This is a genomic window from Halolactibacillus sp. JCM 19043, from assembly GCF_001310395.1.
GTDB lineage: Bacteria > Bacillota > Bacilli > Bacillales > Amphibacillaceae > Halolactibacillus > Halolactibacillus miurensis.
Map to the genome: position 1 here is coordinate 143,069 of NZ_BAXD01000003.1, position 22,584 is coordinate 165,652.

Below are 22,584 nucleotides of genomic sequence, written 5' to 3' on the forward strand. Positions count from 1 at the left end.
TAGACCCTTCTTATCAGTTGCTCACTTTTAAGGAGGGTTAATCTATTTTAAGAAAGAGGATGTTTTATGAATATACCTAATCGTATTACTATTTCACGTATTTTACTTATCCCTATTTTTATATTGTTACTCACTCTCCCTTTAGATTGGGGTAGTATTTCTATTGGCGAGGAGACGTTACCTGTTGTTCACTTAGTGAGCGCGCTGTTATTTATCATTGCTTCGGGTACAGACTGGGTGGATGGTTACTATGCACGTAAATATCATTTAGTCACGAACTTAGGGAAGTTTTTAGATCCGATGGCAGATAAACTCTTAGTGGCAGCCGCTTTTGTCTTACTTGTTGAACTCAACATGGCGCCTGCCTGGCTTGTGATTATCATTTTATCACGCGAATTTGCGGTGACAGGTTTACGTTTAGTGGCAGCTGGAGAAGGAGTTGTTTTAGCTGCAGGGCAAATGGGTAAATGGAAAACGACTTTCCAACTTGTCTCCATATCCTTTTTATTATTACACGATTTTCCGTTTTCATACCTTAACTTAACTGTGTCTGTGGGTACGATTTTATTGTATGTGGCTTTAATCTTAACGGTCGTATCTGGCTTAGATTATTTTATTAAGAACTGGCACGTGATGAAGGAGTCAAAATAATGGCTCAACTACAAGCAGAAATTATCGGTGTAGGTACCGAGTTGTTACTTGGTCAAATCGCGAATACGAACGCCCAGTGGATTTCTGAGGTGCTGGCTAATCAAGGTATTAGTGTGTACCATCATCAAGTCGTCGGAGATAATCACGACAGAATCTACCGTAGTTTTGAATTAGCAAAAAGTCGTTCTGATGTTGTACTTGTGACTGGTGGACTTGGTCCAACAGATGATGATTTAACCCGTGAGGTTTTAAGTGATTTTACGAAGCGAGAGCTACATCAAGACGAGAAGGCGTTAGAACAACTTGAAACATTCTTCAAAAGACGCAACCGGACGATGTCTGAGAACAATCGTAAACAAGCGAATGTCATTGAAGGCGCTACAATGATACGTAATGATGCAGGCACTGCACCAGGAATGATCGTCATAGATGACGAGACAACGTTTATTATCATGCCAGGTGTCCCTACTGAAATGAAAAAAATGATGGAAGATACTGTGCTTCCATACTTAAGAGAGACCTTTCAGTTACAAGATGTGATTGTCTCAAAGATGTTGCGATTTATCGGGATTGGTGAATCGCAATTAGAAATGGAAGTAAAATATTTGATTGAGCAACAATCTAATCCTACTATTGCTCCGCTCGCGAGTGATGGTGAAGTCGCGCTGCGATTAACTGCACGTGCTAGGACAATAGAAGAAGCCAATCATTTAATTGAAGTTAGTGAGGCATCATTGTTAGCGCGAGTCGGTCAATATATGTATGGTTTTAATAATGAAACGATAGCGGATGTCGTTGTGAAACAGTTAGTAAAGAAAGACTTAACGCTAGCCGCAGCCGAAAGTTTGACCGGTGGTCGGTTTAGTGATGCCATTGTCTCGATACCAGCGCTGGCCAAGTGTTTAAAGGGAGCATCATTAGTTACAGTAATGAAACGAAAACTCAACTTCTCGGGGTTAAGGAAGCCACGCTTTCGTCTTTTGGTGCCGTTAGTAAAGAAACGGCTATTGAGATGGCTAAACAAGCAAAAGATAAGCTACGTACGGATTTAGCTGTGAGCTTTACCGGAGTAGCGGGCCCTGAACCACTGGAAGGACATGAAGCGGGTACCGTTTTTATTTGTCTTTACTATGATGAGGCGCATTACCGGGTGGAAAGGTTCTCGTTTGTGAATCACCGAGAATTGACACGAACACGGGCCGTTAAAAAAGCATTGGAATGGTTATATTATTTTTTAGAATCAAATTAAAAGAGAAAACCGTAAAAAAGTGTATGAATGTTTTAAATTCATGCGCTTTTTTAATTATAAAAGGGAAGAACATTTATTCGTTTTTGCTTGTGTAATGAAGTGAAAAACGTTATGATAGAATGAGTTAAACACAACATTTACGTTGATTGAAGGAGGACATATTAGATGAGTGAAGATCGTAAAAAAGCGCTGGACATGGCGCTAAAGTCAATAGAAAAGCAATTTGGTAAAGGTTCCATTATGAAGTTAGGTGAGCGCGCTGAACAGAAAATCCCAACCGTTTCAAGTGGCTCACTTGCCATTGATATCGCCCTTGGTGTGGGTGGTTATCCACGTGGAAGAATTATTGAAATTTATGGACCGGAATCATCCGGTAAAACAACTGTCTCACTTCATGCGATTGCAGAAGCACAGAGACAGGGTGGTACAGCAGCATTTATCGATGCAGAGCACGCGCTAGATCCTGTTTATGCTAAAGCTTTAGGTGTTAATACAGATGAATTACTTTTATCACAGCCAGACACAGGTGAACAAGCACTAGAAATCGCCGAAGCACTCGTACGTAGTGGGGCCGTTGATATCGTTGTTATTGACTCAGTCGCAGCCCTTGTTCCTAAAGCTGAGATTGAAGGAGAAATGGGTGACTCCCACGTTGGGTTACAAGCACGTCTGATGTCACAAGCCCTTAGAAAGCTATCTGGTGCGATTAATAAATCAAAAACAACCGCCATCTTTATTAACCAAATTCGTGAAAAAATCGGGATTATGTTCGGTAACCCTGAAACGACACCAGGTGGACGTGCCCTGAAGTTTTATTCCTCTATTCGTTTAGAAGTCCGTCGTGCTGAGACGATTAAACAAGGAAATGATATGTCGGTAACCGTACCCGCGTGAAAGTCGTGAAGAATAAAGTTGCGCCACCATTTAAACAAGCGGAAGTTGATATTATGTATGGTGAAGGTATTTCACGTGAAGGTGAAATGTTAGATATTGCCTCTGATTTAGACATCGTACAAAAAAGTGGAGCTTGGTATAGCTATAAAGATGAACGCCTTGGCCAAGTCGCGAAAACTCAAAACAATTCTTGAAAGAGAATCCAGAAGTGAAAGCGGAAATTTATCAAGCGGTACGTGCGCATTATAACTTTGATGGCACCGCATCCGTTGAAGAACCTGTAGAAGCCATGGATGAACTATTACCAGAAGACGAGTAAAAAGAAGGGGGGCTCCCCCTTCTTTTGATAGGATCCTATCAAAAAAAGAACGTGAAAATAGATGGTAATAAAGGCCATTTCTGTCTGATTGTCATTTTGCCTTCTTGACATTAAGAAATTTGACGATTAGAATGGAAAGTGTATAATTCTCGTTTTGAATTATACAAAAACTTAATGACGCATTCATATGACTATGAAAAGTACATGCCGACTTAAACACGAAAAAATGAATAGCAAGAGGAGGTGAAATCATGAACTTCACAGAAATTTTGGTTCTCGTCATCTCCAGTTTGGCTATCCTAATCGTCGGTATTGTTGTTGGCTATTGGATTCGTAAATCGATTGCAGAGAAAAAGATTTCGAGTGCAGAAGAATTAGCTAAGCAAATCGTTCAAGAAGGCCATCGTAATGCAGAAGTTGCGAAAAAAGAAGCATTACTTGAGGCGAAGGATGAAAATCACAAAATTCGTCAAGATTTGGAGCAGGAAATTCGTGAGCGTCGTCTTGAACTTCAAAAACAAGAGAATCGCTTAATGCAGAAAGAAGAAAATCTTGATCGCAAAGATGATACGTTGGACAAACGTGAACGTATGCAAGAGAAGAAAGAAACAACTTTAGCAGAAAAACAACAACAAATTGAAGAAATGGAAAGCAAAGTAGATGCGATGTTGCGAGAGCAACAAGCTGAACTGGAGCGCATTTCTGGTTTAACTGCAGACCAAGCAAAACAGACGATTTTAGAACGAGTCGAAAAAGAAGTGAGTCATGAATCCGCACTTATTATCAAAGAGGCAGAAAACAGAACAAAAGAAGAAGCTGATAAAAAAGCAAAAGAAATTTTATCACTTGCTATGCAACGTTGTGCATCAGATCACGTCGCAGAAACAACCGTATCGGTTGTCAACTTGCCAAACGATGAAATGAAAGGCCGTATTATTGGTCGAGAAGGCCGTAATATCCGTACATTAGAAACGTTAACAGGTATCGATTTAATTATTGATGATACACCTGAAGCGGTTATCCTGTCAGGATTTGATCCTGTTCGTCGTGAAACGGCACGGATTGCATTAGAAAAACTTGTTCAAGATGGTCGTATTCACCCAGCACGTATTGAAGAAATGGTGGATAAAGCTCGTCGGGAAGTTGATGAGTATATTCGCGAAGTTGGTGAAGAGACAACCTTTGAAGTCGGTGTTCACGGTTTACATCCAGACTTAATTAAAATCCTTGGGCGTATGAAGTACCGTACAAGTTACGGTCAAAATGTCTTGAAACACTCCATTGAAGTGGCCCATCTTTCAGGGTTACTCGCAAGTGAGTTAGGACAAGACGTCACTTTAGCGAAACGAGCAGGCTTACTCCATGACATCGGTAAAGCGATTGATCATGAAGTAGAAGGAAGCCACGTTGAAATTGGTAAAGAATTAGCTATCAAGTACAAAGAGAAAGAGGTTGTCGTCAATGCCATCGCCTCTCACCACGGAGACGAAGAAGCAACGTCAATCATTGCTGTCCTTGTTGCGGCAGCTGATGCTTTATCTGCGGCAAGACCAGGAGCACGAAGTGAAACATTAGAGAATTACATTAAACGTCTTGAAAAATTAGAAGAGATTTCAGAATCCTATGACGGTGTTGAAAAATCATTCGCGATTCAAGCAGGACGTGAAGTGCGTATTATGGTAAAACCTGATGAAATTGATGATTTAGAAGCAGCCCGCTTATCTCGCGATATTAGAAAGCGAATTGAAGATGAATTAACATTCCCAGGTCATATCAAAGTCACTGTTATTCGTGAAACACGCGCAGTGGAATATGCTAAATAACGAAAGTAAAAGAAGCGGTCATAGGATCGCTTCTTTTTTACATCTAACGGTTTAAAATTGGAGGGGATATTTTGTACATATGGTTATTGTTGATTCTTGCGCTAATTAGTCTCGCTTGCTTTTCTGAAAGTAAGGTGCCACGAAAAAAACTAAAACTGTTACTCAGTTTTGGGGCGGCGATGAGTCTTAGTGTACTCATGGAAGCTGTGACATATATGTTCGTTGAAAGACACGTGCTGGAAGGTTTATTGGTTGTGATTGTCTATTTTGTTATTCCACTCATCACCTTTATCCCCGGCCAATTATTACTGTTTGATATTCGGTTGTTTCATCAAGATTGAGCATTTGGGACTTCCTTACATATTTGTTTCCTGGTAGTGTAAGGTCTTAGACTATGATAAAATGAAACCTGTGAAAATAGATAATGAAGAAAGAGGTTTATGTATGCGAATTTTATTTATTGGCGATATCGTAGGTTCAATGGGACGCGATCAGCTTAAAACGTATCTCCCACAATTAAAACAAAAGTATCAACCCCAGCTCACCATCGTGAACGGGGAAAATGCCGCGGCAGGTAAGGGTATTACAGAAAAGATCTACAAACAATTTTTAGAGTGGGGTGCGGATTACTTAACAATGGGTAATCATACCTTCGATAATAGAGATATTTTTGATTTTATTGATTCCGCTGATAAGATGGTGCGTCCGGCTAATTTTCCAGAAGGGACACCAGGCAAAGGCATTGGCTATGTGAATGTCAATGGCACGGAAGTAGCGATTATTAATTTACAAGGTCGGACGTTTTTACCGCCCCTTGAAGACCCATTTCGCTATGCCGATGACCTTGTTGATGAAGCGAAAAAACGCACCAATGTTATTTTTGTTGATTTCCATGCTGAAGCGACGAGTGAGAAACTGGCGCTAGCATGGTATTTAGACGGTCGCGTGAGTGCCGTTGTTGGTACGCATACACATGTTCAGACGGCGGATAATCGTTTGTTAGACAGTGGCACCGCTTATATCACAGATGTTGGTATGACCGGTCCATATGATGGGATTATTGGGACGGATCGTGAGGCTGTGTTAAAGCGTTTCTTAACGCAGCTACCGGTTCGCTTTGAAGCAACAAAAACAGGTAAAGCTCAATTATCGGGTGTTGTGATTGATATTGATAACAACACCGGTCAAGCGAAGAAAATTGATCGCATTTTAATTAATGATGACCAACCTTTCTTCGGCTAATAGGTATAGTCTCCGCTTATTGTGAATATAGTGAAGGGAGTAACAATAAGGAGGCTATCATAATGAATGTGTTAAAAGTTTCGTCAAAATCAAATCCAAACAAAGTGGCAGGGGCATTAGCTAACGTCATACGTGAACGAGGATCGGCAGAGTTACAAGCGATTGGTGCCGGTGCACTGAATCAGTCTCTAAAAGCTATTGCCATCGCCAGGGGGTTTGTTGCGCCGAGTGGTATGGATTTAGTCTGTGTGCCAGCCTTTACGGATATTATGATTGAAAATGAAGAACGAACGGCTATGAAATTAATCATTGAACCACGTTAAACGAAGTGCCCTTTTTAAGGGTGCTTTTTCTTTTGTGACAAAAAGGTGACAAATAATGAAAGCCCTTAATCCCTTAAGCTATACATGGTACAATAGACAGGTAAAACATGTAAGTTATTGGAGGCGACCTATAAAGTGAATGAACAACAAAAAACTCAGCAACAAGTAATGAAACCAACAACAAAAGAACACTTAGAACGGCTGCAACAATTACATAACGACGCGACGTACGAACCACCTAACTTGAAAAAAGCAAGAAAACGATTAAAAAAAGATGTCGACATCCATTATGATTTTTCGATTCCAGAAGATATGCGACTGATTGGCGAAAATCAAACCTACTACATACGAACCTATGGCTGTCAAATGAATGAACATGACACCGAAGTAATGGCGGGACTCTTATCTTTGATGGGCTATACCGAAGCTAGCGAGATGAAAGAAGCTGATGTGATCCTGTTAAACACGTGTGCGATCAGAGAAAACGCCGAAAATAAAGTATTCGGTGAACTCGGTCATTTAAAGCCGATTAAAAAAGAAAATCCGGATGTCATTATTGGTATATGTGGCTGTATGTCACAAGAAGAAGGCGTCGTGCACCGCATCATGCAGAAACATCCGTTTGTCGATATGATTTTTGGCACCCACAACATTCACCGCTTGCCATCACTTTTAAAAGAAGCGATGTTTCAAAAGGCAATGGTCGTCGAGGTGTGGTCAAAAGAAGGTGACATTATTGAGAATTTACCGAAACAGCGGAAAGGTAAACTTAAAGCTTGGGTCAACATTATGTATGGGTGCGATAAATTCTGTACCTACTGTATCGTCCCGTATACGCGTGGGAAAGAACGGAGCCGGTTACCAGAAGATATTATTGAAGAAGTCAAACAACTAGCACGTGACGGATATAAGGAAGTGACGTTACTTGGGCAAAATGTCAATGCTTATGGGAAAGATTTGCCGTTTGATTATAGGTTAGGCCATTTGCTTGATGAATTACGAGAGATTGATATCCCGAGGATTCGTTTTACGACCTCACACCCACGCGACTTTGATGATCACTTAATAGATGTCTTAGCTAAGGGCGGTAATTTACTTGATCATATTCACCTCCCGGTTCAGTCAGGTAGTACCGATATATTGCGGGTCATGGCTCGCCGTCATACCCGAGAAGACTATTTAGACTTAGTCAAAAAAATAAAAGCAAAACTACCAGATGTCACATTAACGACCGATATTATTGTCGGATTTCCTAATGAAACGGATGAACAGTTCGAAGACACCCTCTCGCTTGTCGAGACAGTAGGGTTTGAACATGCCTTTACGTTTATTTACTCACCAAGAGAAGGTACTCCGGCAGCGCGCTGGAAAGACGAGACACCAGAAGACGTAAAAAAAGAACGTCTTCAACGATTAAACACGCTCGTCAATAAACAATCGAAAAAAGCAATGGAGCGATATATCGGAGAAGTTGTCGATGTTTTAATTGAAGGAGAAAGCCGGAAAAATCCTGACGTCTTAGCGGGCTATACGAAACGAAATAAATTAGTGAACCTAAAAGCACCGAAAAGCTTGATTGGAGAGATTGTCCCTGTTAGAATAACACATGCAAAGACATGGTCACTATATGGTGAATTAGTGACAGAATAATGGGGTGACAACATGCATTACACAGATGAAGATATATTAGCCTTTACTAAAGGCGTTGCCGAAAAACTCAGTGATTTAGATGACGTCCAAACGTTTTAAAGCTGTGAAACAAACGCTTGATGAGCACGAGAAAGTAAAACAAATGATCAATCAAATAAAACAACTCCAAAAGCAAGCGGTCAATCTGCAAGCTTATGGAAAAACAGAAGCAGCGAAACGCGTTGATCAAGACATTGACCAGATTCAACAACAAATTGATGCCTTGCCGATTGTGGAAGAATTTAAACAGACACAAGTCGATGTCAATACGATTTTACAGTCACTCGTGACGGAAATTAATCAGAAAATGACCGATGAAATCGACACAAGTGAATGATTAGATAAGTAAGATGCCAACGGGCATCTTTTTTTTTTGCACTTTTTTAGTCTTCTTGCATAGACTGTCTTATATAAGCCTAACGATGTGGGGGTTGTCAAATGAGTTATTTAGAAAATGATGTACGCGAAATTATTACAAAAGCGGTGATTGGTAAAGGGGAAAAAGAAACAGTCTCAAAACATGTGATTAAAACACCGCATAAGCCAGATAATATATTAGGGTGTTGGATCATTAATCATGTGTATCATGCCAAACAACGCAATCAAAATACCGTTGATGTCAACGGTGGATTCGATATTAATGTATGGTATGCGTTTAATGATTCGACTAAAACAGAAGTGGTGACTGAACATATCAATTATCAAGATCCTGTTACGCTATCTGTTACCGATCGACATACACTAAACAAAGAAGCGGAAGTGTATGCGAAGATGACCAAACAGCCACACTCGATTGAATGTACGATTAATGAGAGTGATGGTACGATACAAGCGGAAGTGGAGAAGAGTTATCTTGTCGAAGTCATCGGTGACACGAAAGTATCCGTGAGAGTTGATCCGGCCTCTATTGATGATGAGCACTTTCACTGGTATAATCAAAATGAATCATAACAGTTTGAAGGCGTACATTTCGTGCGCTTTTTTCTTTTTGTTAGTTTCACTTCAAAATGAAGAGAAGACATCACTAGATATGTTATAATACAAACAGTAAATGAGAACGAATAGGAGTTTTTATACATGCCAAGTTACACACCAATGATTCAGCAATATTTAAAAATTAAAGCACGCTACAACGATTGTTTTTTATTCTTTCGACTCGGTGATTTCTACGAAATGTTTTTTGATGATGCGACGAAAGCCGCTCAAGAATTAGAAATCACGCTGACGAGCCGTGATGGTGGGGCCGAGGAACGTATTCCTATGTGTGGTATCCCGTATCACGCCTCTACTAACTACATAAAAACACTTGTTGAGCGTGGCTATAAAGTAGCGATTTGCGAACAAGTGGAAGACCCGAAAACAGCCAAGGGTGTCGTAAAGCGGGACGTTGTCCAAGTGATTACCCCAGGTACGGTCATGGAAGGAGCCATGCTGTTAGAGAATGAGAACAATTACTTGGCAAGTGTCGACAAAGCAGAGGGTGATTACATGCTCAGTTTTATCGACTTATCAACCGGGGAACTTTACGTTCTATCGGTGAATCACTTTGACCGACTGAAAAGTGAAATTTATAACCGTCCTATCAAAGAAGTCGTGGTCTCTGATCAATTAACGGATAAAGAACGCATGACGTTATCAGATGAATTGCAATTAACCATTTCGCACCATCAGTTACCTGAGACAATCGATCGCGCGTCTTATGGTGATTTATTAGTCAACATTAGTCATCAATCATTAAGACAAGCCATTATTCGGCTTATTCATTATATTAGTACCACCCAACAGCGTTCACTTGACCATGTGCAACCAGCAGAAGAAATCGTGCTCAGTGGTTACCTCGGTTTGGATATGCATTCTAAACGAAATTTAGAGTTAACAGAAACGATGATGAAAAAAGGTAAACAGGGCAGCTTACTATGGGTATTAGATCAAACCGTCACCGCCATGGGCGGGCGTTACTTAAAGAAATGGTTAGAACGTCCTTTGTTAGACAGACAGGCTCTTAGTGAACGGTATGCGATGGTCGAAGGTTTACTCGATCAATTCATTGAAAGAGAGTCTCTGAGGGATGATTTAAAATCGATTTATGATTTAGAACGTCTATCAGGAAGAGTGGCTTTTGGCAATATCAATCCACGTGACCTCCAACAATTGACGTTGAGTTTATCTCGTGTGCCGACGGTGAAAGAAACGTTAAAGACGTTTCATTCTCCGTACTTACAAGCTATCGGTGAGGCATTAGATCCATTAAGTGACTTGCGCGGGTTATTGGAACAAAGTTTAGCAGATGAACCGCCGATGACCTTAAAAGAGGGCGGCATCATTAAAGACGGCTTCCATGCCCAATTGGACGACTACCGTGACGCGTCACGAAACGGGAAACAATGGATCAATGCATTAGAACAAAAAGAACGAGAAGAGACGAAGATTAAATCGTTAAAGATTGGCTATAACCGTGTATTCGGTTATTACATCGAAGTCACAAAAGCGAATCTTCATTTATTACCTGAAGGAAAATATGAACGAAAACAAACCTTAACGAATGCCGAGCGGTATATTACACCAGAATTAAAAGAGAAGGAAAACCTTATCCTTCAAGCCGAGGAAAAAAGTCTAGAACTTGAACTGCAGTTATTCAACGAACTTCGGGAACAAGTCAAAGCTTACATCCCTCGCTTGCAACAATTAGCGGAAAAGGTGAGTACGTTAGATGTTCTGCAGAGTTTTGCGGTTGTTAGTGAACAAGAAGGTTACGTTAAACCGACGTTAATTAAGGAAGACATCTTAGAGATTGTTGGGGGGCGCCATCCGGTTGTCGAGAAAGTGATGACAGACGGTATGTATGTGCCGAATGATATTAAACTAAATAGCGAGACCAATATGTTACTGATTACTGGACCGAATATGTCTGGTAAAAGTACGTATATGCGCCAGATTGCCCTCACGGTCATTATGGCACAGATTGGCTGTTTCGTGCCGGCTGAATCTGCCACCTTGCCGATTTTTGATCAAATCTTTACCCGCATCGGTGCAGCCGATGACTTAGTCAGTGGACAAAGTACGTTTATGGTGGAGATGTTAGAATCAAAACATGCACTAGAATTTGCGACTAACAACAGTCTGATTCTTTTAGATGAGATTGGACGCGGGACGAGTACGTATGACGGAATGGCGCTTGCGCAAGCGATTATCGAGTACGTGCATGACCATATTGGAGCAAAAACGCTCTTTTCCACGCATTATCATGAATTAACAAGCCTGAGTGAGACGCTCACACAACTAGAAAATGTCCACGTATCCGCAGAAGAACATGATGGAGAGGTTGTCTTTTTACATAAGATTAAACCAGGTCCAGCGGATGAAAGTTACGGGATTCATGTAGCTAAGTTAGCAGGCTTACCCGGTACCTTAATTAATCGGGCGAATGTGATTCTGCAGTTATTAGAATCGAATGAATCTGAACAGACAACAAACAATGTGAAAGAAAAAACGGCTGCTTTTGAGTTGGCGTCACAAAAAGTTGATGAAGAGGATGTTAAAAATAATGCTGAGATGACTATCCTTCAAACAGATGATCAATTAAGCTTTTTTGCTGAAACAACATCAACGTCAAAAAATAAAAAAGGCTCACGGGTAGAAAAGAAATTAAAACAATTGGATTTAATGTCGATGACGCCAATTGATGCGATGAACGCCTTATTTGACTTGAAGAAGGAACTACAAAAAGAGGAGTGATTCTGTGGCCATTGAATTAATGTCAGATGCCTCAGTAATAAAATTGCGGCGGGAGAGGTCGTGGAGCGACCGGCCTCGGTGATTAAAGAACTGGTAGAAAATAGTATTGATGCGAATAGTCAAATGATTAAAGTCGATGTATATGAAGCGGGTCTCATGAGAATGAAAGTTACTGATGATGGGGACGGGATGACAGAAAGTGATGCTTCTGTTGCCTTCTTACGTCATGCGACAAGTAAGATTAAATCAGAACAAGATTTATTTCACGTGCGAACACTGGGGTTTCGTGGCGAAGCATTAGCTTCGATTGCGGCTGTCAGTAAACTGACTCTTAAAACATCGACAGGTGATGGGGCTGGTATCCTTATTCAATATGAAGGGGGAAAAGAAATCAGTCGTGAAAAAGCAGATGCAAGAAAAGGGACCGAAATTACGGTTGACCAACTCTTTTTCAATACACCAGCGCGCTTAAAATACATGAAAACCATCCATACCGAACTCGGTCATATCACAGATGTGATTAATCGATTGAGCTTAAGTCATCCAGGCATTCGGTTTACGCTTGCGCACAATGATAAGGTTATTTTTAAATCAAATGGTCGTGGCGACTTGCTTCAAATTATTGCACAAATTTACGGGGTCAATGTCGCGAAGAAGATGATAAACATCGAACATAAAACATTGGACTATACGATTTCAGGTTACATTGCCAAACCGGAAGTGACAAGAAGTGGCCGGCAATATTTATCGACATTAGTCAATGGTCGATTTGTTCGAAGTGTGATATTAAATAAGGCGATTTTAAGTGGGTATCACACGCTTCTTCCCATTGGGCGCCACCCGATTGTCGTGCTTCAAATTGAGATGGATCCTATTTTAGTCGATGTTAATGTCCATCCGACCAAACTGGATGTCAGGTTCAGTAAAGAAAAAGAATTATTTATAGCGATTGAAACAGCAATTAAGAATGCTTTTAGACAGGAAAGGTTAATTCCTGATTATACAGAGAAAAAACCAAAGCTTAAAAAGGAAGTATCTGAACAAGCGAGTTTTTCATTTGATCATACCTCATCAGACATACCAGATACAGAGCGCAAACAAGTGAGTGATCTAAATGCTCGCGTAAACAATCAAGACTCAGCAGCTGTGGACGAATCTGATCGGGATGAAACGGGAATGAATAACTTTGTGCCTCAAATAGATGAGCTAACAGATCACTCAAGCGATGACCGAAACATTACACGTGATATTGAACAACACGCAGCAACAGCATTTCCTGAAACGGTTCATGAAAACACAGAGCGACTTCCTGAAGCAACGGTTGATTCATCATCTGTAAATGAACAGATGATGGAAGATGAGAGAGAAGACGCGGCTAATAACAGCCGGATGCCTCTGATGTATCCGGTCGGACAACATCACGGAACGTATATTATCGCAGAAAATGACCAAGGGATGTATGTCATCGATCAACATGCGGCCCAAGAACGGATTAAATACGAGTATTACCGGGATAAAATTGTTGAAGTTGATCCCGTTTTACAAGAGTTACTCGTGCCAATGACGTTTGACTTCTCAAAACAAGAAGCGCTCCTCATCGAACAGTATCAAACGGATTTTGAAGCAATTGGTCTTTTCTTTGAGCCGTTCGGTCAACAAACGTACCGGATCACTGCTCATCCTAATTGGTTCCCCGCTGGATTTGAAGAAGAGACGATTCGGGATATTATTGCTCAAATTATTGAAGATGAAAAGATTGATTTAAAGAAGTTGAGAGAAGATGCGGCGATCTTGATGGCTTGTAAAAAATCGATTAAAGCGAATCATCACTTAAATTATGATGATATGTTTGAGTTGCTTGAAACATTAAGAAAAACAGAAGATCCGTTTACGTGCCCGCACGGCCGGCCAATTGTCATTCATTTTTCAACGTATGAACTTGAAAAAATGTTCAAACGGATTATGTAGGAGGTACTTAAATGAAACCAACCATTGTGTGTGTCGTTGGTCCAACAGCCGTAGGAAAAACAGCCTTATCGATTGACATCGCTAAACGTTTTATCGGGGAAGTGATCAGTGGGGACTCGATGCAAGTGTACCGCGGAATGGATATAGCGACCGCAAAAGTAACACCAGAAGAACAACAAAACATTCCCCACCATCTCCTGGATATCCTTGAGCCAGATGAAGGATTTTCGGTGTTTGATTTTAAATCAAAAGTGACCGAGTTAATCACCGATATTAGAAGTAGAGGGCGATTACCCATCATTGCAGGTGGGACGGGTATGTATTTAGATAGTATCATTCGTGACTACGCGTTATCAGAGGAAAAGCGGGACCCGGCATATGAACGAAAAATAGAAGCCGACATTGAAAAGTTAGGAATTAACGCTGTGTATGATCGGTTAGTAGAAGTTGATCCACAACAAGCAAAAAAGACCCACAAAAATAACGTGCGACGTGTGATTCGTGCGCTTGAAGTGTATGACCGTACAGGGCAAACGATGTCTGAATATCAACAAAATCAACAAGAGGAATCGCCATATAACGTCATCCTTATTGGTCTTGATATGGATCGTACGCTTTTATATGAGCGGATTAATACCCGTGTTGATGAGATGGTTGAGCAAGGGTTGTTCCAAGAAGCACGCTATTTCTATGACTTAGGCTTAAAAAATGCACCATCTATGCGAGCGATTGGCTATAAAGAATTGATTCCGTATTTTGAAGGTCAACTGACACAAGCTGAAGCGATTGACTTATTAAAACAAAACTCACGTCGTTATGCCAAAAGACAGTTGACGTGGTTTAGGAATAAGATGGTTGTCGATTGGTATGCGATCACACCTGAAACGAAAAATGAAGTTTTTCAAAAAATTCTTAAAGATTTAGCAGGATTTTTACTATCGACCTAGAATTATAGTATAATAGAGAGAGAAAAAGAGGAGGAATTTACATGGCACAATCTGTTAACATTCAAGATCAATACTTAAACGCACTGAGAAAAGACCATATTCAAGTAACGGTTTTCTTAACGAATGGCTTCCAATTACGAGGATTAGTTAAATCGTTTGATAATTTCACGGTTTTACTTGAAACAGAAGGTAAGCAACAGTTGATTTTCAAACATGCAATTTCAACATTCTCACCAGCGAAAAATGTCAAGATTGAAACAGAATAATTCTTAATCATTCGAGAGCGCTGTTAAAGCGCTCTCTTTCCATGTAACTAACTCCCATAAGAAAGAAGGAATAATATATGTCAGAACGCGTATTGATTCTTGCGGTAGAGAAAAAGACAATGGATCATGAACGGTTTATGTATTCAGTTGAAGAATTAATATCATTGACAGAGACGGCTAAAGGGGAAGTCGTTGATGTGGTGACGCAAAAGAGAGATCGTATTCACCCGAGTTTATATATAGGAACAGGTAAAATCGAAGAAGTAAGGGCGTTAATTGAATCTGAAAACATCGATTTAGTGATTGCGAATAATGAATTATCAAGTTCGCAAGTGCGAAACTTAGAAGGGTATATTGATGTGCCAATTATTGACCGATCGCAACTGATTTTAGATATATTTGCAAGTCGCGCTAAAACGAATGAAGGGAAGCTTCAAGTGGAATTGGCGCAATATCAGTATTTGTTGCCGCGACTACATGGTCAAGGTCAATCGCTCTCAAGACTTGGGGGCGGGATTGGGACGCGCGGGCCTGGTGAAACGAAACTCGAATCAGACCGGAGACACATTATGCGCCGGATCGATGATTTAAAGCGTCGATTAGAAACAGTTAAAAATCAGCGACACCAATATCGTAAACGTCGTGAATCCAATCGAGTGTTTCAAATGGCGATTGTCGGTTATACGAATGCTGGTAAATCAACGTTGTTTAATCGCTTAACCCAAAGTGAGACGTTTGAAGAGAACCAATTATTTGCGACGCTTGATACGACCGCGCGTCAACTGAAGTTACCATCCGGTTTTCAAGCCATTGTTACAGATACGGTTGGTTTTATGCAAGACTTGCCGACGGCATTAATTGCGGCTTTTCGCTCGACGCTAGAAGAAGTGTTAGAGGCGGACTTTATTTATCATGTCGTTGATGCTTCTCATCCTGATCATTACCAGCAACAAGAAACAGTCAAACGCCTCCTTGAAGATTTAGGGGCTGAGCACATACCGATGCTGACTTTATATAATAAAAAAGATTTATTACAGACGACGTTTATTCCATTTGAAAAACCTGCTTTAACGATCAGTGCTTTTGAACAAGCAGATCATAAGCGCATCCTGAATGAAACAGAAAGCCTTATTAAAACACTCTTTTCATTAGAAGAGATTGTCCTAGACAAGGATGAAGGAAAAAGGTTGCAACAACTTCAAACAGAGGGCATCGTTGAAGCGATTGTCTTCAATGAAGAAACAGAACAGTATCATCTGACGGTTTATTTACCAGAAGGTCATCCGCTGTTACCAAAAAGTAAAGAAGAAAGCGAGTTTTAGTTATGATTGAACACTTAATTAAACAGACAGAAGACGATATTAAAGATATTCGCCAAGCGATCGGGCAGATTGTCGAAACAAATCAATTAAAGGTGCTTAATGCTTTTCGGGACAATAAAATTGCCGATGTGCATTTTCAGGCAACGACAGGCTATGGCTATGATGATATGGGGCGTGATGGACTTGAAGCGGTCTACCGCGATGTCTTTAAAACAGAAGACGCCCTTGTGAGACCTCAGCTAATCTCTGGTACCCATGCGATTACAACGGCATTGTTCGGCATCTTACGACCAGGGGATGAACTCATTTATATGACGGGGGATCCTTATGATACGTTAGAAGAAGTGATTGGGACGCGTGGACAAGATACGGGTTCCCTTATGGACTTTGGTGTCCATTATCAATCCATTCCCTTAACGTCGTCTCATGCGATTGATTATGAGGCGCTTAAATATGCGATTAAACCGCAGACAAAAGTCGTAGCCATTCAACGCTCCAGAGGCTATGCGGAGCGTCCATCGTTTACAATTGAGGCGATTAAAGAAATGATTCAATTTGTTAAAGCTATAAATGAAGAGATCATTGTTTTCGTTGATAACTGTTACGGTGAGTTCGTTGAAACAATGGAACCGACAGAAGTCGATGCTGATTTGATTGCGGGTTCATTAATCAAAAACCCTGGGGGAGGCATTAGCCGCATCGGTGGTTACATTGCTGGTAGAAAAGATCTGATTGAAAAAGCAGCCAATCGTCTAACTGCCCCAGGTCTAGGTAAGGAAACAGGGGCCACGCTCGGTGTCTTGCAAGAAATGTTCCAAGGGTTCTTCCTAGCACCTCATGTCGTCGGTGAGGCGTTACAAGGCGCAGTGTTTACGTCTCGTCTACTTGAACTGGCTGGATTTAAAACAACACCTAAATACACAGATAAACGCACGGATTTAATTCAATCCGTTACTTTTGAAACAGCCGATCAAATGGTGAAGTTTTGCCAAGCCATTCAACATGCCTCACCGATTAATGCTTATGTCACGCCGTACCCTGCGCCAATGCCCGGTTATGAAAGTGATGTGATCATGGCAGCAGGTACCTTTATTCAAGGTGCTAGTTTAGAACTCACCGCTGATGGCCCACTTCGTGCGCCTTATACTGCCTTTGTGCAAGGGGGGCTCACATACAGTCACGTGAAGTTAGCGGTCAGTGAGGCGGTTATGCGGTTTGTCGAGTCGGGAGATCTGACAATCTAGTGTGTTAAGTCCTACTGATACGAGAAAATAAGGAAAAGATAGTGTAATAATAAGGATAAGAGTAAAAGTTTAATATTTTCTGAAAATTTTTATGTTAAATAACCTAACATGGATTGACAACTATATTCTCGTGTGTATAATAGAAGTATGGAAAGCAAGAGGAAGGGGAGTGTTGTAGATGGGTCAAGTTGATCGCCGTTCGCAACCCTTATTTTCCATTGGTATCGTAAAGGACTTAACGGGACTTACCGCAAGACAAATTCGTTATTATGAAGAACATCAGTTGATTCACCCGGCGCGGACAGAAGGGAACCAACGTCTATTCTCGTTTAATGATGTTGATCGATTATTAGAGATAAAAGAATTAATTGAAAAAGGCATTAATTTAGCGGGGATTAAGCAGGTGCTTCAATTGAAAGAACTTCCAGTAACAGATCAGATTGATCAGCCGGTCAAAGACCAAGCGGATTTATCTGATAAAGAATTGCGTAAGTACTTACGTCAAGAACTGTTACATACCGGTCGATATGGAAAAGCCTCATTGCGTCAGGGAGAGCTATCAAGGTTCTTCCGTCAATAAAGATCAATTAAAGGAGAGGGACAACCATGGCAAAGAGTTTTACAAGAGAAGAGATTTTACAAAAAGTTGAAGAAGAAAACGTTAAGTTTATTCGATTACAGTTTACTGACCTTTTAGGTGCGATTAAGAACGTAGAGATTCCGGTCAGCCAAATTAACAAAGCGTTAGATAACGAAATGGTATTTGATGGATCATCAATTGAAGGATTCGTACGTATTGAAGAATCTGATATGAAGTTGTATCCAGATTTAAATACATTTGTTATCTTCCCTTGGACATCAGAAAAAGGTAAAGTGGCGCGTTTCATTTGTGATATCTATAATACAGATGGGACACCATTCTTAGGTTGCCCACGTGCAAACTTAAAGCGTAACCTTAAGAAGATGGAAGAGATGGGCTTTTCTACATTCAACATTGGTGCAGAACCAGAATTCTTCTTATTCAAACTCGATGAAAGAGGCGAGCCAACACTTGAATTAAATGATAAAGGTGGCTATTTTGATTTAGCGCCAACCGATCTTGGTGAAAACTGTCGTCGTGATATCGTTTTAGAGCTTGAAGAAATGGGCTTTGAAATCGAAGCATCACACCACGAGGTTGCCCCTGGCCAACATGAGATTGACTTTAAATACTCTGACGCAGTGAAGCACGCGGATGATATTCAAACATTTAAACTTGTTGTTAAAACAATTGCACGGAAACACGGTTTACATGCAACCTTCATGCCAAAACCATTATTTGGCGTAAACGGTTCAGGTATGCACTGTAACATGTCTCTTTTCAAAGGGAAAGAGAATGCTTTCCTTGATGAGAATGGTCCTATGCAGTTAAGTGAAACCGCGTATCAATTTATTGCTGGTATTCTAAAGCATGCACAAGGTTTTACAGCGGTAACTAATCCAACTGTAAACTCTTATAAGCGTCTTGTGCCTGGTTTTGAAGCGCCATGTTACGTGGCTTGGAGTGGTTCTAACCGTTCACCGCTTGTACGTATTCCGGCTTCACGCGGTTTAAGTACACGTGTAGAAGTACGTAGTGTTGACCCTGCAGCTAACCCTTACTTAGCGTTAGCAGCTTTACTTGCGGCTGGCTTAGATGGTATTGAAAATCAATTACCAGCACCAAAAGCAGTTGATCGTAACATTTATGTGATGGACAAAGAAGAGCGTGTCGCAAATGGTGTCGATGATCTACCGGCTACCTTGTATGCTGCTTTAGAAGAATTGCAAAAAGACCAAATCATTGTTGACGCATTAGGTGCCCACTCTTATGAGCACTTTATTGAATCAAAAGAAATTGAATGGGATATGTTCCGTACACAAGTTCACCCTTGGGAACGCGAACAATATATGCAACAATATTAATCAGACGAAACCCTTGATACCACTGGTATTGAGGGTTTTTCTTTTTGCTCATATTTTGTATCATTTCGGCGCACCCACGAAACACCCACAAATTATCGCAAAAAAATCACTCATTTTTTAACATCTGTCATTTCATAAAAATGCACCTCATATTTAGACATTGATGTTTGATCGATATACTTAGAAATATGTGAGTACACAAGTTCACACTTGGGAACGTGAACAATATATGCAACAATATTAATCATTTAACCACCTTGATACCTCTGGTATCAGGGGGTTATTTTCATGTTTAAATATATTGAAATAAGTTAATTTTAAGTTTTTTAGCATTTTTTATAATTTTCTGTTTACAAAGTCAGCATTTTTTCGTATGCTTACGAAGAAAGTGCTTACATAAGTATTTTCTTATCAAATGCAGGGAGGTAAGTTATGGAACTTATGTTAGAACAATTTATGAGCTTAAACTTGCTAAATCAGTTCTGGATCACGCTTTTTTTAATTATTCCGATGGTTTTAATCGCAAGAACTGTGGTGGCAGGAACACGTTACTCACCGATTTTAATTATTGTTATCTTCGGTTTGTCGATGGGATATATTTTAGTAGAAACAGGTGTTGCTGAACCTGGTATCGGAGCATTTCCGATGGTCAATATGGTTGCATCAGCTACCATTATTGCCTTAGTTGTTTCATTTTTTGTCGGCGGACAGGAATTGCGTAAAATCTTTTCCGATAAGCCTTTAAAAAATGAAGAGATGGTGATCCCGAGTCAGGAGGAAGCTGTGCTAGGGACAACACGTACGCAAATTGTAATGATTATTCGATCTTTCTTCTTATTAATTGGAATTGAAAGTGCGAGTAGAATGTTAATTGGTGGTTCAACGAGTGCGTTAAATAATGTGTATCCACTGATTGCTTACATAGGCATCGTTGGAGCGGTTATCTTCATTGATAATCGAGCTACAATCACTAATAAGTCGTTATACATCCGCAAAGGAATCATTGAAATTATTGCTATTATCGGTATTTTATATTTATCTTCATTGATTGCGGGGGGCATTGAGTCAATCATTGCCTTACCACAAATTTTCTTTGCGATGATTATCTCGGCATCGTTAGGAGCACTTTTATACCGATGGTCTTTCGGTCCCACAATCAAATCATGCTTTTTGCAGGGATTCCTGTCGTACTTGCAAGTAATTTTATGGTAGGAGGATCGCGGATTAGTGAAGCTTTTACTATTGAGGGGGTTAATAGTTTAATACTCTATGGATTCTTTGGTCAGCTATTCTTTATGTTCGGTGGTATCAGTTTGATCATGTATTTTGCGAAAAATAATCATGTAAGAAACTTAGCGCCAGGTATGGCCGGTGCTCTATCCCACTCGGGTTTGACGGGTGCTTGTACGGCGGGGGATTTAGGCAAAGAAGCTGCCCGACGTGCACCAATTATGATTAATATCCCGTTTTTTGCTCATATCTTCGTTTTTTCTGTATTAGCCATTAGTGCTGAAAGAGGAGCGCTTTGGATATTGCCATCAATAGTAATTGTTGCTATCGGTGTGTTATTTACAATAATAAGCTTAAAGCAACTTAAGAAAGCAAATGATGAAAGTAACAAAGAAGTGAAGGCGTTAATGCAATTTTCATTTGGCTGGCAGCTAGTGGCGGTATTTGGTGGGCTGTTACTTCTCAGTTTTAGTCAAATCCCATTTCTATTTACCGGGATGGCGCAAGCTAGTGCGATTTCTCACTTTGGTCTGTTTGCGGCCGTTCAAGGTGGTATGTTCGGTGCCGAGTCTGCAAGTTTAATTCCGTTTATCTTTTCCATGCCGTTTCTCGTTCACCCTGTTGTCTTTTTTATGTTTGGTAAAGCAATGAAAGACGATGGTCTCATGCCAATTAAAACTGTCCACGCCATTAGCTTTATTGGTGTTATTGGTGTCATCATCTCATTATTTATCGTTTAAATTTATAGGGAGACAACCGATACGTGTGACTTAGTTAATGCACCACTTAACTAGGTCACACGTTATTTGTTTACCACCGATAAAGAACTTCAGGTCACGGCACTTAGGTGTCGTTGAGAGTTGCTGAGATTGACTGTCTGAAAGGTTAATCAGTTAGATTTATCGTTTTAGAGTGAGAAGACACCTTCCTCAAGTGCGTCAGCACTAGGTGGGTGATGAATCGCTTGTTTTGAATATTTTTGAAGTGACAAACATATATTCCACATGGTATAATTAAAGCACTAACAGTGACCGTCACAAAACAAAGGGAGGATGGGTATCATGGGTATGAAGGCCATTTTTTCACATCGCTTATATAAGCATAAAATCGACCCTGATTTTGTTATGTCCATGACTCACACCCTTCGGGTGTTTAATCAAGCCAAACATTTTCGCTATCAAGCGGATGTCCGGGAGCTTAGGGGCTCGAAAGCAAAAAGTTCTGTTTCCATCCATCAACGGTTAAAGCAACGTTACGGATTAAATGATTATTATGCGAACAGCGCTGTTCAAGAAGGACGCGCGCTTCTATCTGCACAAAAAGAATTAAAGAACGTGTACATGCATAATAAAAAAGAACAAATCAGCGCCGTTAAAAGAAAAATAAAAGCGACGAAGGCGCGCTTGACGACACTTCAAAAAATAAAAGGCTCTTTTGTCAAAGGAACACCGATGTTCAACAAGACATCACGTGAACAACAAAAAGGGGCCTTTTTTGTTGTGACATATAAGCATTCCACCCGCTTATTTTACTGCGCCTATGATTTTGAACATCAACACCTTGATGTTGAGATCAAACACCTAAAGTCTCGCTTGGGCCAATTGAACTTTAAGAAAGACCGATACGAAGAACAACAGACACAACTGACAAACAAAGTGACGGGTGTGTGTTCGGTAGTAAAAAACTCGCACGCGGCCGGTTAACACAGAAGTCTTATCACGCTCATCCTGAGCGTTGG

At 40.5% G+C, this 22,584-nt stretch carries 18 protein-coding genes and 3 pseudogenes; all 21 read left to right on the plus strand.

What is annotated here, in order from left to right; genetic code table 11:
- The first annotated feature begins 66 nt into the window (after positions 1 to 66).
- The 21 genes and pseudogenes from pgsA (at position 67) to JCM19043_RS03590 (ending at position 22,549) form a co-directional block, all read left to right on the plus strand.
- Positions 67 to 651 (plus strand): CDP-diacylglycerol--glycerol-3-phosphate 3-phosphatidyltransferase, encoded by a 585-nt coding sequence (gene pgsA, locus JCM19043_RS03495; protein ID WP_062320011.1) that lies wholly within the window; start codon positions 67 to 69, stop codon positions 649 to 651.
- Positions 651 to 1,541: pseudogene (locus JCM19043_RS03500) on the plus strand (competence/damage-inducible protein A); the annotation flags it as partial. The gene pgsA and the pseudogene JCM19043_RS03500, both read left to right, overlap by 1 nt.
- 8 nt (positions 1,542 to 1,549) lie before the next feature.
- Positions 1,550 to 1,900 carry a CinA family protein gene (locus JCM19043_RS17260; protein ID WP_231631379.1) on the plus strand — a complete coding sequence of 117 codons (351 nt, stop codon included), beginning with the start codon at positions 1,550 to 1,552 and terminating at the stop codon, positions 1,898 to 1,900.
- Positions 1,901 to 2,065: 165 nt separating this feature from the next.
- A pseudogene (gene recA / locus JCM19043_RS03505) lies at positions 2,066 to 3,113 on the plus strand (recombinase RecA).
- Between the two features lie 251 nt (positions 3,114 to 3,364).
- Positions 3,365 to 4,936, plus strand: coding sequence for a ribonuclease Y (gene rny / locus JCM19043_RS03510; RefSeq protein WP_062320012.1), 1,572 nt, complete (start codon positions 3,365 to 3,367; stop codon positions 4,934 to 4,936).
- Between the two features lie 71 nt (positions 4,937 to 5,007).
- A complete protein-coding gene (locus JCM19043_RS03515) occupies positions 5,008 to 5,277 on the plus strand; it encodes a hypothetical protein (RefSeq protein ID WP_062320014.1) in 270 nt (89 codons plus the stop codon).
- 103 nt (positions 5,278 to 5,380) lie between these two features.
- Positions 5,381 to 6,178: a TIGR00282 family metallophosphoesterase gene (locus tag JCM19043_RS03520; protein ID WP_062320017.1), complete on the plus strand. Its 798-nt coding sequence runs from the start codon at positions 5,381 to 5,383 to the stop codon at positions 6,176 to 6,178.
- Positions 6,179 to 6,240: 62 nt separating this feature from the next.
- Positions 6,241 to 6,501, plus strand: coding sequence for a stage V sporulation protein S (locus JCM19043_RS03525; protein WP_062320018.1), 261 nt, complete (start codon positions 6,241 to 6,243; stop codon positions 6,499 to 6,501).
- Between the two features lie 135 nt (positions 6,502 to 6,636).
- Positions 6,637 to 8,151: a tRNA (N6-isopentenyl adenosine(37)-C2)-methylthiotransferase MiaB gene (gene miaB, locus JCM19043_RS03530; protein ID WP_062320020.1), complete on the plus strand. Its 1,515-nt coding sequence runs from the start codon at positions 6,637 to 6,639 to the stop codon at positions 8,149 to 8,151.
- A gap of 79 nt (positions 8,152 to 8,230) precedes the next feature.
- The gene (locus tag JCM19043_RS03535; RefSeq protein ID WP_062320023.1) at positions 8,231 to 8,527 is read left to right on the plus strand and encodes a YlbF family regulator; all 297 of its coding nucleotides are present in this window, start codon (positions 8,231 to 8,233) and stop codon (positions 8,525 to 8,527) included.
- Between the two features lie 101 nt (positions 8,528 to 8,628).
- Positions 8,629 to 9,141: an outer spore coat protein CotE gene (gene cotE / locus JCM19043_RS03540; RefSeq protein WP_062320026.1), complete on the plus strand. Its 513-nt coding sequence runs from the start codon at positions 8,629 to 8,631 to the stop codon at positions 9,139 to 9,141.
- 126 nt (positions 9,142 to 9,267) lie between these two features.
- A complete protein-coding gene (gene mutS, locus JCM19043_RS03545) occupies positions 9,268 to 11,925 on the plus strand; it encodes a DNA mismatch repair protein MutS (protein ID WP_062320028.1) in 2,658 nt (885 codons plus the stop codon).
- A 60-nt stretch (positions 11,926 to 11,985) separates the two neighbouring features.
- On the plus strand, positions 11,986 to 13,893 hold the full coding sequence (mutL, locus tag JCM19043_RS03550) for a DNA mismatch repair endonuclease MutL (RefSeq protein WP_304438228.1): 1,908 nt from the start codon (positions 11,986 to 11,988) through the stop codon (positions 13,891 to 13,893).
- A gap of 11 nt (positions 13,894 to 13,904) precedes the next feature.
- Positions 13,905 to 14,840 carry a tRNA (adenosine(37)-N6)-dimethylallyltransferase MiaA gene (miaA, locus tag JCM19043_RS03555; protein ID WP_062320032.1) on the plus strand — a complete coding sequence of 312 codons (936 nt, stop codon included), beginning with the start codon at positions 13,905 to 13,907 and terminating at the stop codon, positions 14,838 to 14,840.
- A 41-nt stretch (positions 14,841 to 14,881) separates the two neighbouring features.
- Positions 14,882 to 15,106 (plus strand): RNA chaperone Hfq, encoded by a 225-nt coding sequence (gene hfq, locus JCM19043_RS03560; RefSeq protein ID WP_062320034.1) that lies wholly within the window; start codon positions 14,882 to 14,884, stop codon positions 15,104 to 15,106.
- A gap of 77 nt (positions 15,107 to 15,183) precedes the next feature.
- A complete protein-coding gene (gene hflX, locus JCM19043_RS03565) occupies positions 15,184 to 16,428 on the plus strand; it encodes a GTPase HflX (protein WP_062320036.1) in 1,245 nt (414 codons plus the stop codon).
- Positions 16,429 to 16,430: 2 nt separating this feature from the next.
- A complete protein-coding gene (locus tag JCM19043_RS03570) occupies positions 16,431 to 17,672 on the plus strand; it encodes a methionine gamma-lyase family protein (RefSeq protein WP_062320038.1) in 1,242 nt (413 codons plus the stop codon).
- Between the two features lie 178 nt (positions 17,673 to 17,850).
- The gene (locus tag JCM19043_RS03575; protein ID WP_062320040.1) at positions 17,851 to 18,252 is read left to right on the plus strand and encodes a MerR family transcriptional regulator; all 402 of its coding nucleotides are present in this window, start codon (positions 17,851 to 17,853) and stop codon (positions 18,250 to 18,252) included.
- A gap of 26 nt (positions 18,253 to 18,278) precedes the next feature.
- Entirely contained in the window at positions 18,279 to 19,616 is a 1,338-nt protein-coding gene (glnA, locus tag JCM19043_RS03580; RefSeq protein ID WP_062320042.1) for a type I glutamate--ammonia ligase, read from the plus strand.
- Between the two features lie 432 nt (positions 19,617 to 20,048).
- Positions 20,049 to 21,586, plus strand: a pseudogene (locus tag JCM19043_RS03585) (hypothetical protein).
- Between the two features lie 321 nt (positions 21,587 to 21,907).
- The gene (locus JCM19043_RS03590; protein ID WP_062320044.1) at positions 21,908 to 22,549 is read left to right on the plus strand and encodes a hypothetical protein; all 642 of its coding nucleotides are present in this window, start codon (positions 21,908 to 21,910) and stop codon (positions 22,547 to 22,549) included.
- Positions 22,550 to 22,584: the final 35 nt, after the last annotated feature.